The following is a 13,625-nucleotide window of genomic DNA, read 5'->3' on the forward strand; positions in this document are numbered from 1 at the left end:
CTCTATGGTCGCAATGCCACGGGCGGCGTCATCAACCTCATCACCGCCAAGCCTAAGCTGAACAAGTTCGAGGGTAACATCAAGGGCGAGGTCGGCAATTACGACAGCCGCCGCATGACCGGGATGCTCAATATCCCTATCGTTCCAGACCAACTTGGCCTCCGTATCGCCGGCTCGATGACCGACCGCGATGGATATGACTATAATTCCGTCACTAAGAACCGCGTCAACGGGCGCGACCTTTGGTCGCTCCGCACGACACTCGGCTTCGAGAACGACTGGCTGCGCGGCAGTTTCATCTGGGAGCGTTTCCGCGAAAAGGACAACCGCTCGCGCACCGGAAAACAGCTATGCCACCGCGATGACAGTCCCGATATGATTGGATCAACTTCAACCGGTCCAGCCGATGGTTCGTTTAACGAAGTGCGGCGAGCCTATCTTTCCACGGGTTGTAAGGCGGGCAGCCTCTATGACGATGCAGCCTTTGGAACCCCCAACGGGTTGGGGGTTGCCTATATTAGCGGCTTGCACGTAGCTAATATCTTGGGCCCTGTAGGCTATGATCCCGTCACTAACCTTCAGGTCGGACTGCTCGGTTATAAGGACCCATACGGTGGTCTAATGCAATCGCGTGACCTGCGCGAAATAGCGTCCGTTCGTGACCCTCGCTATCGTGCCAGCTCGGATATTCTCTCCCTGAACCTCGATATCGATTTCTCGGACAGCTTGATGCTGTCATCGCAGACCGCATGGAACTGGGACAAGGTCTATAGTTTCCAAGACTACAATCGCTTCAACACCCTACCAATCTTCAACGACACGTCGACTCTCATGAGGTACACACCCGCAGGCTATGTGATCAGCCCGAACCGCAATCTAGCACCGGGCGGGATTCTTTGCGATCCGCAGATTGGTTGCTCCGATACCTTGGCGACCTTCGATGTTTCTTCGGCCTATTCGAAGCAGTTCGCGCAGGAGATGCGGCTCCAATCCTCCTTCGACGGGCCGTTCAATTTCAGCGTTGGTGGGAACTATACTAAGTTTCGAACGCAGAATGACTATTATGTGATGAGCAACGTCCTCACAGCGTTGGCGCGTTTGTTTCCGTTTAATTTGACGAATGATATCACAAAATGTGGCCTGCAAGACTTTTCGCCTAACTTTACCGGCGCGAACTATCCCCTGATACCGATCGAAAATTCCCGCTGTCCCTATATTGACCCGAACCCGGTCGAGAACATTGATGGCCAAGGGCATAATTATTTCCGCAGTTCCAACCCCTATAAGCTCGAAAGCTGGGCCGCGTTCGGCGAGGCTTATTACGAGATCAATCCCGACCTCAAGCTGACCGCCGGCTTACGCTATACGCGCGACAAAAAGCGGTTCACGCCGGTTCCGAGTCAGTTGCTTTTAGCGCCCACCATCTATGCGGGTGGCTTGACGGGCATTGGCTATCCGGCAGATCCCGACATTGTCCAACGCTGGGGCGAGTTTACAGGTCGCGTCGGTCTGGATTGGAAGCCGCAGTTGAGCTTCACCGATCAAACGCTGCTTTATGCCTTCTACAGCCGCGGCTATAAGGCTGGCGGTGCGAATCCTCCGACGCCGGGTTTTGCGACGGGCCAACAATTGTTGGACGCGGGCCAGATCTCGCAGCAGGTGTTCGATGACACTGAATTCTATTGTTCGTTTGGCGTGTGCTTTCTCCCCGTCCTTGAACTGACGGCGGTAAATTACGGCCCAACGTTCAAACCAGAATTCGTGAACGCGTTCGAAATCGGCATGAAAAACACGATGATGGGCGGGCGACTCACGCTCAACGCCGGTGCCTTCTATTATGATTATAGCAATTACCAAGTGTCTCAAATTCGCGACCGAACCGCAGTCAATGAAAATTTCGACGCCAAGGTTTGGGGCGCAGAGCTTTCAGCGATTTTCGAGCCAGTCGACCGGCTGCGCTTTAACGCCAATGTGGGATATCTTAAGACGCGGATCGGTAAGGGCGCACAGTCGATCGATCCGATGAATCGGACTCTTGGCAATCCGGACTATACGGTGTTCAAACCCTGGGTCCAATTGCCCTCGAACTGCGTGGCGCCAACTCAAGTCGTAGAGAATTGGTATAAGAACTACAATGCTGCTCAATATGTGTGGAATGTGTGCGGAGGTTTGAACGGATTGCTCAACGGGCTTTTCGGACCGCAATTGAAAGATCCTGCGACGGGGCAACTCTATGATGTCGCGAACTATCCGGAGATCAACGGGGGCGCCGGTTTCTATACCGAACTGGAGGGTAAAGAACTTCCCAACTCTCCGCGCTGGACCGTCAACCTTGGCGCGGAATATACCATTCCCTTCGACGGTGACTGGAGCGCCACAATTCGCGGCGATGGGTACTGGCAGGCGAAGAGCTGGGCTCGCGTTTATAATCTAGCACCCTATGACCGTCTGCGCGACTGGACGAACTTCAACATCTCGCTGCGCGTCGATGGTCCCGATGACCTGTCGATCGAAGCATATGTGAAAAATGTATTCAATTCGACGCCGATCACCGATGCTTTCCTGAACAGCGACGACAGCGGCCTGACGACTAACGTCTTCACGCTCGACCCTCGCATCATCGGGTTCAGCATTTCGAAGAAGTTCTGATCCTCTCCGCCCACCACTGGGGGACACCTCGGGCCGATGTCTGTTTGCTCCCGAGCAAACATCGGCCCGGTTTTTCGGAAAGGTTCGTTCGCAGCTTTCTCGGGCACTCCCCTCAACTCCGGAGGGAAACTCGGCCGCCGTTCTGTCACCCCGGCCGGGCGGCGGCCATCTTCCGACCGACGACAAGGAGACCATGATGAGCGATATGTCGCAAACCCCGTCCGGCCTCGTCATCGAGAAGCGCAACTGGAAATTCGGCCGCGACATGCTGCCGCGCCGTTGGTGGCACGGTGGCGATCCTGCCCGGACCGCTTTCTATAATGCCCTTTCCTCGACTTTCCCGGTCGGCGAGAAATTCTTCATGTCGGCGGTGCGCCATTATCGCGACGAAGCGCCCGAAGCGCTCCAGCAGCAGATCGACGATTTCATCTTTCAGGAATCGACGCACTCGCGGGAGCATGTCTTCTTCAATCGACAGGCGCGCGATGCAGGTTATGACCTGACTTCATCGGAAGATCGTGCGGCACGAACGATCGCCTGGGCCAAGCGCCGTCCGCCGATCATGCAACTCGCCGGAACCTGCGCGCTCGAACATTTCACCGCGACGCTCGCCAATGCCATTCTGGCCGATCCCGCACATCTCTCAGGTGCCGATGCAGAAGCGCAGCGCATGTGGCGTTGGCACGCGATCGAGGAAATCGAACATAAGGCGGTGGCATACGACACGCTGTTGCTCGCGACGCGTGATCGTTCGCCGTTCCGGCGCTGGACCTTGCGGAGCTTCACCATGCTCGCGGCTGGTGTCCGCTTCCATTACGTCGTCTTTCGTAACACCGCCGACCTGTTGAGGCAGGATGGAAAGCACAACCTGCGGACGTGGGCAGGACTGCTTTCCTACCTCTATGGAACGCCCGGTCTGATGCGCCTCCTGCTGCGCGACCTGTTCGCCTATTTTCGTCCGAACTTTCATCCCTGGCAGCAGGACGACCGCGCGCTGGCGCAGCGCGCTCTCGCGACGATTTCGCCGCCGCTCGTCGCGCCGATGCCGAAATGAGGTTGGTCGTGCGGAAGCTTCTATTCTCAGTTTCGTTCATCGCGGCCGCTGCGGGAGGGGTGGCGGCAGCAGCACCGCAGGGGAGCGGCGCCATCACCGGTCTGTGGTCGACCGGCAGCCAGGGAGGACGCGTCGAGATCTATCGCTGCGGCGCAGCCTTCTGCGGCAAGGTGGCCGACGCCGCTCCCCTGCGTGCCAATCCCGACCATCGAGACGTGAAGAACCCCGACAAGGCGCTGCGCGACCGGCGGCTCAAAGGGCTGGTCGTGCTGCACGGCTTCGCGGGCGGCCCCTCCGAGTGGAAAGGCGGCCCGCTCTATGACCCTGAAGCGGGCGAAGGCGCGGCGAAGGGCTATCTGGCACTCCGGGGGGACGGCAAACTGGAGGTGAAGGGTTGCAAGGCGGCAATCTTCTGCAGAACAAAGGTCTGGACGCGCGTGCGCTGAGCCTCGCGGCGGAATTTCTTGTTGAAATCCAGAAGGCGGACGACCTGCCCGCGATCGACGGCGCGCTCGGAGCGGTCGCGCACGAGATGGGCTATCGCTATTATGCGATGATCCATCACGACGATCACCGCGTCGGCTCGTCTGGCCTGATCAACATGAACAATTATCCGCCCGACTATGCCGTCGAATACTTTGCCGGCCTCTATCATCGTGACGATCCGGTCATTCACGCCTGCATCGCCGCCAACGCCTGCTTTACATGGTGCGAGATTGCGAGCCTGATCGAACTCGGGCCGCGGCACCGGGCCTTTCTCGAACGCGGAGAATATCATGGCGTTACCAACGGTATCACCGTCCCGGCCTTTGTCCTGGGCGAGCGCAGCGGATCGTGCAACTTCTGTTCCCCGCGCAAGCGGGGAGGCTTTCAGCACCAGCTCGACGCCGTTCACTCGATCGGCGGTTTCGCCTTCCAGAAGGCGCGGCGGATCGTGAACGGCGGGCGACTTCGGCAAGTCCGCGTCGCCCGCCTTCGTCCCCGCTGGCGCGATTGCGTCGTGCTTGCCGGACAAGGCAAGAGCAACACCGACATTGCGACCATCCTCGGCCTGACCCCGGCGACCATCAAGACCTATATCGAAGGCGCTTGCGCCAGCTACGACGTCGGAAACCGCACCCAGCTCGTTCTGGCCGCCGTCCTCGACGGCGAGATCGGCATCCACGAAATTGCGCCGCGTCAACATCGCCACCTGGCGACCTGATATTCGGCGGCAAGTTTCGCTTTCCTCGCGTGACCACACGCAAGGGAGCGACACCAATGATCCATATCGTCGAAGGGCTCGGCTCGCCCGCCGATCAGCCTTTGCTCGAATCCATGTTCGAGGACCGCAAGCGGCTGTTCATCGACCTGCTCGACTGGGATTTGACCGTCGTTGACGACCGGCTTGAGGTCGACCGTTTCGACGACGCCTATGCCACCTATATCATCGCCGCCGATCGCGCCGGCCGTCATCTGGCGTCGATGCGGCTGCTGCCCTCGACGCGGCCGCATCTGCTCGGCACCCTGTTCGAGCGGCTTTGCACCGACGGCGTTCCGGTCGGTCCCGACATATTCGAGATCACCCGGCTTTGCCTGCCGCCCAACCTGTTGCGGCCCGAACGGCTGCGGCTTCGCGACGGGCTGATCCGCGCGATGGTCGATCATGCGCTCGACCGCGGCATCAACCGCTTTACCGGCGTCGTCACCGCGCGCTTCCGCGAACAGGTCCTCGCAATGGGCTGGCACGGCGAAGCGTTGGGACCGGGGCAGGATTTGGGCGGCGGTCGTCTCGGCGCCTTCGCCGTGACGATCGAGCCGGCGACTCCCACCCATCTCGAAGCGAACGGCCTCCATGCGCTTCCTGCCTTGCCGGAAACGATCGCGGCGGGATCGGCGGCATGACCGGGCCTTTCTCCCCCGATAGCGCACCCGTCAGGCTCGACCGCGACGGCTTTTGCGTCATCCGCAATCTGGTCCCAGCCAACCAGATCGACGCGATAGACTCTTCGCTCGACTATGATTTCGCGGCGACGCCCTATTGCGTCGGCGACTTCTTCGGCGAGCGAACCAAGCGGTTCGGGCGGCTGCTCACCCGCGCACCGGCAACCCGCGCGCTGGTGATGCACGACGCCATTCTTCCGCTGGTCGAAAGCATTCTGTCGCCGAACTGCGACCGCATCGCGCTCAATCTCACGCAGGCCGTCGAAATTCACCCCCGCGCGCTCGCACAATATGCGCACCGCGACCATGACCTTTGGCCCGCGATCAAGGGTGGGCATCAGTTTCAGGTCAATGTCATGTGGCCGCTGTCGCCCTTCACGGCGAAGAACGGCGCGACCCGGTTTTGGCCGGGCAGTCATCGGCTCACCTATGACGGCGATGCGAGCGAGAGCGCGGCCGTCGCCGCGACGTGCGAACCCGGCGACGCGCTGGTCTGGCTCGGCGGGACGCTCCACGGCGCGGGCGCCAATGTCAGCGATGAACCGCGGCGCGGGATCATCGTCAGCTATTGCCTCGGTTGGCTCAAGCCGTTCGAACTGCAATGGCTGGTCTATCCGCCCGAGGTTGCGCGGCACTTCGACCCCGATCTTGCCGCGCTGGTCGGCTACGCCCAGCATCGTCCCAATCTCGGCAATGTCGAAGGGCGCTGCCCCTCCTGGCTGCTCGCGGGCGAAAGGCCCGACCATGTCGCGGCCGTCGATGCGCTGCGGCCCGATCAGGCCGACGCCCTTCGCACCTATGTCCACGCGCAGCGCGATCATGCGCGCGATTGAGGCGCGCCCGATCCTCCCTCGTGGGAGTTGGCGCGACGCGTGCGCCTATTCCGGGCTCGCAGCGACCGGCGCGCGTGGCCTCGCATGGGAGCTGCTTCGCCGCGATCCCGCCTATCCCGACAGGGCCGATCCGGGCGACGGTGCACTGGTCGTTGCCGATAGCGCGTTCGTCGCGCGCTGGGGGCTGCACTTTCGCTGAAACGCCGGTCCGCTCTGCGCCCAGCGCCCGCCTGCTGTGGTCGGGCGCGTTCGACCCATCCGTTCTGCTAGCGAGGCCCGTTACGGGGGCGGCCAGCGCGCCTCGCGCCCTCTCGGTCACGCCCTATTTGGCGGTTGCCGGCGATCGATGCCTCCATGCCGTCATCGGCGGAGTTCACCACGGCATTCGGCTCGACATTATGGGAAGCCGATCACCGCCGCTCGACCAGTTGATATTCCCTTTCACTGTCGCCATGGCGCCGAGGCAGCTAACTGACTTCCGGCGGCTGGTCGCTCTCGCGCGCGGCCAGCCGCTCGCGCCGCATAGGGCGACATCCCGCTTCTATCGTATCGTGCAAATGCTGCGCGTTATTGACGCCTTGGCCGAGGGGTCATCCTTGCGAGTAATCGGCGAGACATTCGTTCGCGCAAGCGATTGGCCCGGCCGCGGGGAATCGACCAAATCGGCTGCGCGCCGACTTGTCGATTCTTCCCGTCGATTATGGGCGGGCGGTCCCGCAATCATGTTGTCCGGCTCGACCAGGCTTCACAGATCGGCAGTATCGTCCGAACCATAATTGGCTTCGTCGAACAGGTCTCGCGGACGAACTCCCAGTGCCTCGCAAAGGCTCCAGATCGTCAGCAAGGTCGCATTCTGCTCGCCGCGCTCGATCAGGCTGACATGGGCACGATCGACGCCCATGCGAGCCCCTACCTCTTCCTGGCTGAGGGCCGCAGCTTTGCGGTAGCGATGCACATTGCCGCCAACGAGACGCCTTATATCCATCCTGATCTTAGAGGACAGACGAGCATTTTAATGCTATGCACTATAATACGCGAAACGAATGAGCCTGCGCACGATAGGGATAGGGGAACGAATGGCGGTTTTTCTGAACGGATGCCGGGTCGGCATCGCGGAGCGGGCGCCGGACGGCCTGACCATGACCGATTACGATCGCGTCCAGATGCTGACCTATGCGCGGTTGCTCGACGCCGAGCGCGACGAATATGACTGGACCGATGTGGCGCTGGAGGTGCTGGACCTCGATGTCGCCGCCGACGCAGCCGGCGCCAGGCACTGCTGGCAATCGCACCTCGATCGCGCGCACTGGATCGTCGGCGAAGGGCTGGCCGCGGCAATCGTGAGCGACGCCAAATCGTGCAGGAACCGCGGGTCCTGAATCATGGCGTCGATGCGCGCCGGGGAACCCTTGGCCCATGCGCGCGTAACCACCGCAACCTCACCTCCTACCTCCCCCCCCTCAGGAGGTGAGGCCACCCCTCCATCCTGATTGATCCGGGCCGCTCGCGAGGGGTGTCGGATTTGCGCTTTGGCGAATCCGACACCTCCGCGGTGCCGCGCCATCGCCCATGTTTCCGGTTTCGCCGACGTGGCGCTGCGGAGCAGGAATCAGCATGGAAGAGCAGGACAGCATCGAACGCGCGAAGGAGGCCAGGCGCGGCTCCCCCTTTCTGAGTCCCAAGCAGGCCGCCCATTATCTCGGCGTCTCGCTGCGGACCCTGCAGGTGCATCGCACCAACGGCACCGGGCCGCGCTTTTTCCGGCCCTGCCAGCGCGTCCGATACCATATCGATGACCTTGACGCCTGGTCGCTCGAACGGGCGGGGGCGCACGGCCGTGATTGATGCGGCACCAGCCAAGCGGCGGCGGCGCGCGCCGTGGATAGTCGGCTGCGCCGGCCTCGCGGCGGCGCTTGCCGCGACGCTGCTCGCGCCGCCGCGCCCGCGTCTCCTATGGAACGCCAGCGCCAGCGCGCCCGTGGGCCTCTATGCGGTCGGCGACGGCGCGCAGCTCGCGCGCGGTGACATGGTGATCGCGCGCCTGCCGGTCGAGTTCCGGTTGTTCGCGGCGCGGCGCCATTATCTTCCGGCGAACGTGCCGTTGGTGAAGCGCGTTGCCGCCGCGGGGGGCGACGAGGTGTGCGCCGCTGGCGCGCGCGTGAGGGTCAACGGGCGGCTGGTCGCGCGACGTCTCGATCGCGACGGCGCGGGGCGGCCGATGCCGTGGTGGTCGGGATGCGCCGAGTTGGGGACGGGCGAGGTTTTCCTGTTGATGACCGATAGTCCCGCGTCGTTCGACGGGCGCTATTTCGGCGTTACGGAGGCGGACGATATTGTCGGCAAGGCACGGCTGATATGGCGGCGGTGAGGGTCGCTCTTGCCGCGCTGGCGCTGGTCGCGGCTTCGCCCGCCGAAGCGCAGTCGGTCGATCGCTGGCGTCCCTATATCGAGGAAGCGTCTGCGCGCTACGGTGTTCCCGTCGCATGGATCGAGCGCGTCATGCGCGCCGAAAGCGGCGGACGCACGACGCTGGACGGCCGCCCGATCGTCAGTCGCACCGGGGCGATGGGCCTCATGCAGCTCATGCCGGGGACATGGGCCGACATGCGCGCGCGGCTCGGTCTTGGGAGCGATCCCCATGCGCCTCGCGACAATATATTGGCCGGAACCTATTATCTGCGGCTGATGTATGACCGCTTCGGCTATCCGGGGCTGTTCGGCGCCTATAATGCGGGGCCGGCGCGCTATTCCGCCTGGCTCGCGGGCCGTTCCCGGCTTCCCGGTGAGACACGCGCCTATATGGCCAGTGTCGCCGGGTATCGCGAAACTGGGTATCCCGGTTCGCGCACCGATGCGTTCGTCGCGCGGCAGGATCGGGTCGCGCGTGAGAAGCCAGGCGCGGCCGTGCAGCAGATATTTTTCATCCGATATTAGAGTCGGCTGGGCGGCCTTCTCATCGGGGAACGGGGCTTTGCGGCGGGCGCGCGTTCGCTATTCCCACCATTTTATGCGCGTCGGTATATCTGGACCGAACCGAACGGGTATCGCGCGCCGCAATCAGTCTTTCATACCCCTTTCACCAGTCCGCCGGTGCCGGAGAAGAGGTCGATGAAGCCCGTGCAGGGCGGATCGGCTAGCAGGAGGTGGCGCGTCGCCGCGGCGAGCCCGGATGATCGTCGCGGTGCCCTCGCACGCGGCCCGAATGATCGCCGCGATACCGAGGCCTGCGCCGGCCACGGCGGCCATGATCGGGAAATATATCTGCAAATAGGCGTGCATCGGGCGTTCCATTCGTCTGCGTCGCACCCCGGATAAGCAGATTTGCAGGGTGCGCGTTACCGCCGTCATGCCCGACAATCCTGTTCGGTTGAATCGGACGGGCACCACGAGGCTCGCTTGTACCGCGCGCCGGTGCGGCGCTCCAAATAGTCAGCGCGCTAAGTCCGATCGCGAGAAGGCCGAGAAAAGCGAGGGCCGGCGAAGGCAAGGGGGAGCGTCCGGCCCGTAAGTGCTGACCAATCTCTCGAGGACTCCGGATCGCGGTGCCGCCTCGCGCCTTGCGGCGCGACCGCGCTCTATGCCGCCGCCTTCGCCGCCGGCACCGGGCCGCGCTGCGTCCCGGCCTTTCGGTAACGATCGCTGGCGGGGCGGCGGACGCTGCTGCGCAGCGGCTTCATGATGGACCTTCCCCTGTCGCGCGGGTGGGCGGCGCTCCCTTCTGGGCCCGGCCCGGCGTTCCGCAAGCCGATCCTGCGGACCGGCTCCTCCATTGCATTTCGGCGCTTCGCGTGCGGCCCGCCTCCTGGCCGCGCCCGGCAGGTCGCATCTCGCCGCCCACCCCCGCTCCGGGGCAGGCCCGGTGGTTTTGGGGCGGCTGGAGGAGGATCAGATGCGCCAGACCCGCACACGCCGCGCGCGCCGTGAGGCCGGAGGGGCCAAGCCCCCGGCGACCCGCGCCAATCTCTACGAGGAGGTCACGAACCGCATCATCGCCGAGTTGGAAGCGGGCCGCGTTCCTTGGGTGCAGCCTTGGGGCCGTCCCGATGGCGCCGGCGCCGTCCCCGGCATCCCGCGCAACGCGCTGACCGGGCGTAACTACAGCGGCGTCAACATCCTCATCCTGTGGGGGGCCGTGATCGAACGCGACTGGCCTTCGCAATCGTGGCTGACCTTCCGGCAGGCGCTCGAAGCGGGCGGCAATGTCCGCAAAGGCGAGCGCGGCACCACCGCCGTCTACGCCGACCGCTTCACCCCCGAGGCGGAAAGGGAACGCGCCCGGCAAACCGGCGAGGCCGCGAAGAGCATAGCCTTCCTTAAACGCTTCACCCTGTTCAACGTCTCACAATGCGAAGGATTGCGCCCCGGCCTCGCCGCGGACCCCGCACCGCTGCCCGAACGCGAGATCGTCCCCGTCGCCGAAGCCGTCATCGCCGCGTCGGGCGTCGATTTTCGCGTCGGCGGCGACAAGGCTTTTTACGTCCCGAGCGAAGATTATGTGCAGGTCCCGCCGCAAACCGCCTTCTTCGATCAGGTCAATTATTACCGCACCGCGCTCCACGAATTGACCCACGCGAGCGGCCATCCCTCGCGGCTCGACCGCAAATTGCTGAATGCGTTCGGCAGCAAGGATTATGCGCGCGAGGAACTGGTCGCCGAAATGGGCAGCGCCTTCCTGTGCGCCGCGCTCGGCATCGTTCCGACCGTGCGTCACGCCGATTATCTCGGCAGTTGGCTCGCCGTGCTGCGCGAAGACACCCGCGCGATCTTCCGCGCCGCGAGTGGGGCGAGCAAGGCGGCCGACTGGTTGCTCGCGCGTCACGCCGAAGCCGGTGAGGCCAAGGAATTGCAGGGAGCGGCGGCATGATGCTTCTGACCCCCGATCTTCACGCCGCGTTGCGCGCCAACGCCGTCGCGCATTCGGATGCGCTCCAGCATGGACTGGCCGAACCCGATCCCGTTCCGCTGGTCAAATTCTTCAATCCTGTCGGCGCGGCGACATGGCTCGCGACCGAACTTCATGCCGATGGCGACACTTTGTTCGGCCTCGCCGACCTGGGTTTTGGCTGTCCCGAACTCGGCCCGTTCAGCCTGTCCGAACTGGCGGGCGTCCGGCTTCCCTTCGGCCTCGGCATCGAGCGCGACATGGCGTTCGCGACCGCGCACCGGCTGTCGATCTGGGCATCATGGTCACGCCGCGCCGGGACAATCATCATGGCCGAAACACTGCTTCGCCGCGCGTCCGGCGCGGCGAACGACGAGCTTCCGCCGTCAGGCGGATGACGCGCGGCGCGTTTCGCCGCAAACCAAGCCGGTCCGCCCAATCGCTAAACTCGACGGACCGGCGCTCTTGAGGAGCCGACCGATGAAACTCGACTTTATTCCGCTTGGCAAGCTGTCGATCAGCAAGGCCAATATGCGCTATGCGAAGAAAGCGCCTGACGTAGCGGACATCCTGCCGACCATCCGCGCGCGCGGCGTCATGGTGCCTCTGCTCGTGCGCCCGAACTGCGCCGATGGTGCCTTTGAGATCGTCGCGGGCGCGCGGCGCTTCACCGCCGCCAAGATCGTCGCCGACGAGCAGGACGGCGCGGGCGAGCCGCTGCCCTGCGCGATACTCGAGGATGGCGACGATGTTGCCGCGATCGAGGCATCTCTGATCGAGAATATCGCGCGGCTCGCGCCCGACGAGGTGACCCGTTGGGAAACCTTCACCCGGCTGGCGAAGGAAGGCCGCGAAATCGCCGATATTTCGGCGACCTTCGGTATCCCGGAGCAAGGCGTCAAACGCATCCTCGCGCTCGGCAATCTCTTGCCGCGCGTCCGCAATCTCTACCGCGACGAGGCGATCAACGCCGCAACCGTCCGCCACCTGACCTTGGCGAGCAAGGCGCAGCAAAAAGCGTGGCTGGCGCTCTACGACGATCCCGACGCTTACTGTCCGACCGGTCATCAGTTGAAAGGCTGGCTGTTCGGCGGCGCGTCGATCAAGGTCGATCATGCGCTGTTCGACGTCGAGGCGAGCGGGCTCGCCGTCATCGCCGACCTGTTCGGCGAGGACCGCTATTTCGCCGACGCCGAAGCCTTCTGGAAGGCACAGGATGATATGATCGCGGAGCGCCGCGACGCCTATCTGGACGAGGGATGGAGCGATGTCGTCATCGTCCCGCGCGGGCAATATTTCTCGACATGGGAATATTGCAAGGCACCCAAGCGCAAGGGCGGGCGCGTCTATATCGAGGTGCGTGATAATGGCGAAATCGCCTTCCACGAAGGCTATGTCACCGCCAAGGAAGCCAAACGCCTCGAACGCGGTGAGGCCATCGACAGCGGTCCGAAAGCGGTGCGCCCCGAGGTGAGCGGCACGATGCAGACCTATATTGACCTGCACCGTCATGCCGCCGTCCGTGCCGCGCTTTGCCATCACCCCAAGGTCGCATTGCGCTTGCTGGTCGCCCACGCCATCGCCGGATCCAATCTGTGGCGGGTGAAGCCCGAGGCGCAGACCTGCCGCAACGAAGCCGCGCGCGAGAGCGTCGAGACCTGCCCGGCCGAGGTCGCCTTCGACGCCAAGCGCCGCGCGGTTCTCGACCTGCTCGGCTTCTCGCCCGAGGAACCGACCGTGACCGGCGGCAATGGCGATGGCTTCGGCCTTGCGGGCCTGTTCCTGCGCTTGCTCGACCTTCCCGACCGCGCGGTGATGGACGTGATCGTCATCGTGATCGGTGAAACGCTCGAAAGCGGCAGCGCCGCCGTCGAGGCGGTCGGGATCGAGATCGGCGTCGATATGGCGCGCAGTTGGTCCGCCGACGACGCCTTCTTCGAGTTGCTCCGCGACAGGGACGTTCTGACCCGCATCGTCGCCGAGGTTGCGGGCGAAACCGTCGCGACCGCCAATGCGAAGGAGCCGGGCAAGGTCTTGAAGCGCATCGTTCGCGATCATCTGGACGGCAGCAACGGACGAACCAAGGTCGAGGCTTGGGTGCCGAAATGGATGAGCTTTCCGCCATCCGCCTACACCGCGCGCGGCGGCGTCGGCAACGTCGCCGCCCACGCCAAGGTGTTGGCGGCGCGCGGCGATCCGCCGCCCGAGCGCAAGGCCGCATGATGATGGCGGGCGGCGGATAACCGCCGCCCGCCTTTCTTACCTCTCAAAAATCGTCGCGCCG

Annotated in this window: 16 protein-coding genes; 15 read left to right on the forward strand and 1 reads right to left on the reverse strand. The window is 63.7% G+C overall.

All coding sequences use genetic code 11. The annotated features are described in order from the left end of the window. The 8 genes from ACREB7_RS18310 to ACREB7_RS18345 all read left to right on the forward strand — a co-directional run. Positions 1 to 2,649 (forward strand): TonB-dependent receptor domain-containing protein (locus ACREB7_RS18310; protein ID WP_431593710.1); only part of this gene is annotated, 2,649 nt, incomplete at its 5' end. A 196-nt stretch (positions 2,650 to 2,845) separates the two neighbouring features. After that, positions 2,846 to 3,703 carry a metal-dependent hydrolase gene (locus ACREB7_RS18315; RefSeq protein ID WP_431593711.1) on the forward strand — a complete coding sequence of 286 codons (858 nt, stop codon included), beginning with the start codon at positions 2,846 to 2,848 and terminating at the stop codon, positions 3,701 to 3,703. 8 nt (positions 3,704 to 3,711) lie between these two features. Continuing rightward, a complete protein-coding gene (locus tag ACREB7_RS18320) occupies positions 3,712 to 4,149 on the forward strand; it encodes a DUF2147 domain-containing protein (RefSeq protein ID WP_431593712.1) in 438 nt (145 codons plus the stop codon). Next, a complete protein-coding gene (locus tag ACREB7_RS18325) occupies positions 4,098 to 4,907 on the forward strand; it encodes a LuxR family transcriptional regulator (RefSeq protein ID WP_431593713.1) in 810 nt (269 codons plus the stop codon). The genes ACREB7_RS18320 and ACREB7_RS18325 overlap by 52 nt, the downstream gene beginning before the upstream one ends. A gap of 56 nt (positions 4,908 to 4,963) precedes the next feature. Further along, entirely contained in the window at positions 4,964 to 5,587 is a 624-nt protein-coding gene (locus ACREB7_RS18330; RefSeq protein WP_431593714.1) for an acyl-homoserine-lactone synthase, read from the forward strand. Beyond that, the gene (locus tag ACREB7_RS18335) at positions 5,584 to 6,459 is read left to right on the forward strand and encodes a phytanoyl-CoA dioxygenase family protein (protein WP_431593715.1); all 876 of its coding nucleotides are present in this window, start codon (positions 5,584 to 5,586) and stop codon (positions 6,457 to 6,459) included. Before ACREB7_RS18330 ends, ACREB7_RS18335 begins: the two co-directional genes overlap by 4 nt. Next, a complete protein-coding gene (locus ACREB7_RS18340) occupies positions 6,446 to 6,658 on the forward strand; it encodes a transcriptional regulator domain-containing protein (protein WP_431593716.1) in 213 nt (70 codons plus the stop codon). The genes ACREB7_RS18335 and ACREB7_RS18340 overlap by 14 nt, the downstream gene beginning before the upstream one ends. 253 nt (positions 6,659 to 6,911) lie before the next feature. Further along, complete coding sequence (locus ACREB7_RS18345; RefSeq protein ID WP_431593725.1) at positions 6,912 to 7,235, forward strand: DNA -binding domain-containing protein; 324 nt, start codon at positions 6,912 to 6,914, stop codon at positions 7,233 to 7,235. Here ACREB7_RS18345 and ACREB7_RS18350 read toward each other — a convergent pair. Beyond that, the gene (locus ACREB7_RS18350; protein ID WP_431593717.1) at positions 7,205 to 7,444 is read right to left on the reverse strand and encodes a helix-turn-helix domain-containing protein; all 240 of its coding nucleotides are present in this window, start codon (positions 7,442 to 7,444) and stop codon (positions 7,205 to 7,207) included. The two genes, ACREB7_RS18345 and ACREB7_RS18350, sit on opposite strands and share 31 nt — an antisense overlap. A gap of 91 nt (positions 7,445 to 7,535) precedes the next feature. Here ACREB7_RS18350 and ACREB7_RS18355 point away from each other — a divergent pair, with 91 nt between their 5' ends. The 7 genes from ACREB7_RS18355 to ACREB7_RS18385 all read left to right on the forward strand — a co-directional run bounded on the left by ACREB7_RS18355 (position 7,536) and on the right by ACREB7_RS18385 (position 13,564). After that, positions 7,536 to 7,838: a hypothetical protein gene (locus tag ACREB7_RS18355; protein WP_431593718.1), complete on the forward strand. Its 303-nt coding sequence runs from the start codon at positions 7,536 to 7,538 to the stop codon at positions 7,836 to 7,838. 235 nt (positions 7,839 to 8,073) lie between these two features. Further along, positions 8,074 to 8,304 (forward strand): helix-turn-helix transcriptional regulator, encoded by a 231-nt coding sequence (locus tag ACREB7_RS18360; protein WP_431593719.1) that lies wholly within the window; start codon positions 8,074 to 8,076, stop codon positions 8,302 to 8,304. Then, positions 8,252 to 8,827, forward strand: a complete 576-nt coding sequence (locus ACREB7_RS18365; protein WP_431593720.1) for a S26 family signal peptidase — start codon at positions 8,252 to 8,254, stop codon at positions 8,825 to 8,827. Before ACREB7_RS18360 ends, ACREB7_RS18365 begins: the two co-directional genes overlap by 53 nt. Then, entirely contained in the window at positions 8,815 to 9,393 is a 579-nt protein-coding gene (locus tag ACREB7_RS18370; protein ID WP_431593721.1) for a lytic transglycosylase domain-containing protein, read from the forward strand. The genes ACREB7_RS18365 and ACREB7_RS18370 overlap by 13 nt, the downstream gene beginning before the upstream one ends. A 955-nt stretch (positions 9,394 to 10,348) precedes the next feature. After that, the gene (locus ACREB7_RS18375) at positions 10,349 to 11,323 is read left to right on the forward strand and encodes an ArdC family protein (protein ID WP_431593722.1); all 975 of its coding nucleotides are present in this window, start codon (positions 10,349 to 10,351) and stop codon (positions 11,321 to 11,323) included. Further along, complete coding sequence (locus ACREB7_RS18380; RefSeq protein WP_431593723.1) at positions 11,320 to 11,739, forward strand: DUF2958 domain-containing protein; 420 nt, start codon at positions 11,320 to 11,322, stop codon at positions 11,737 to 11,739. The genes ACREB7_RS18375 and ACREB7_RS18380 overlap by 4 nt, the downstream gene beginning before the upstream one ends. 82 nt (positions 11,740 to 11,821) lie before the next feature. After that, positions 11,822 to 13,564: a ParB/RepB/Spo0J family partition protein gene (locus ACREB7_RS18385; protein ID WP_431593724.1), complete on the forward strand. Its 1,743-nt coding sequence runs from the start codon at positions 11,822 to 11,824 to the stop codon at positions 13,562 to 13,564. Positions 13,565 to 13,625: the final 61 nt, after the last annotated feature.

The sequence above is a fragment of the Sphingopyxis sp. genome (assembly GCF_050725615.1).
Lineage (GTDB): Bacteria > Pseudomonadota > Alphaproteobacteria > Sphingomonadales > Sphingomonadaceae > Sphingopyxis.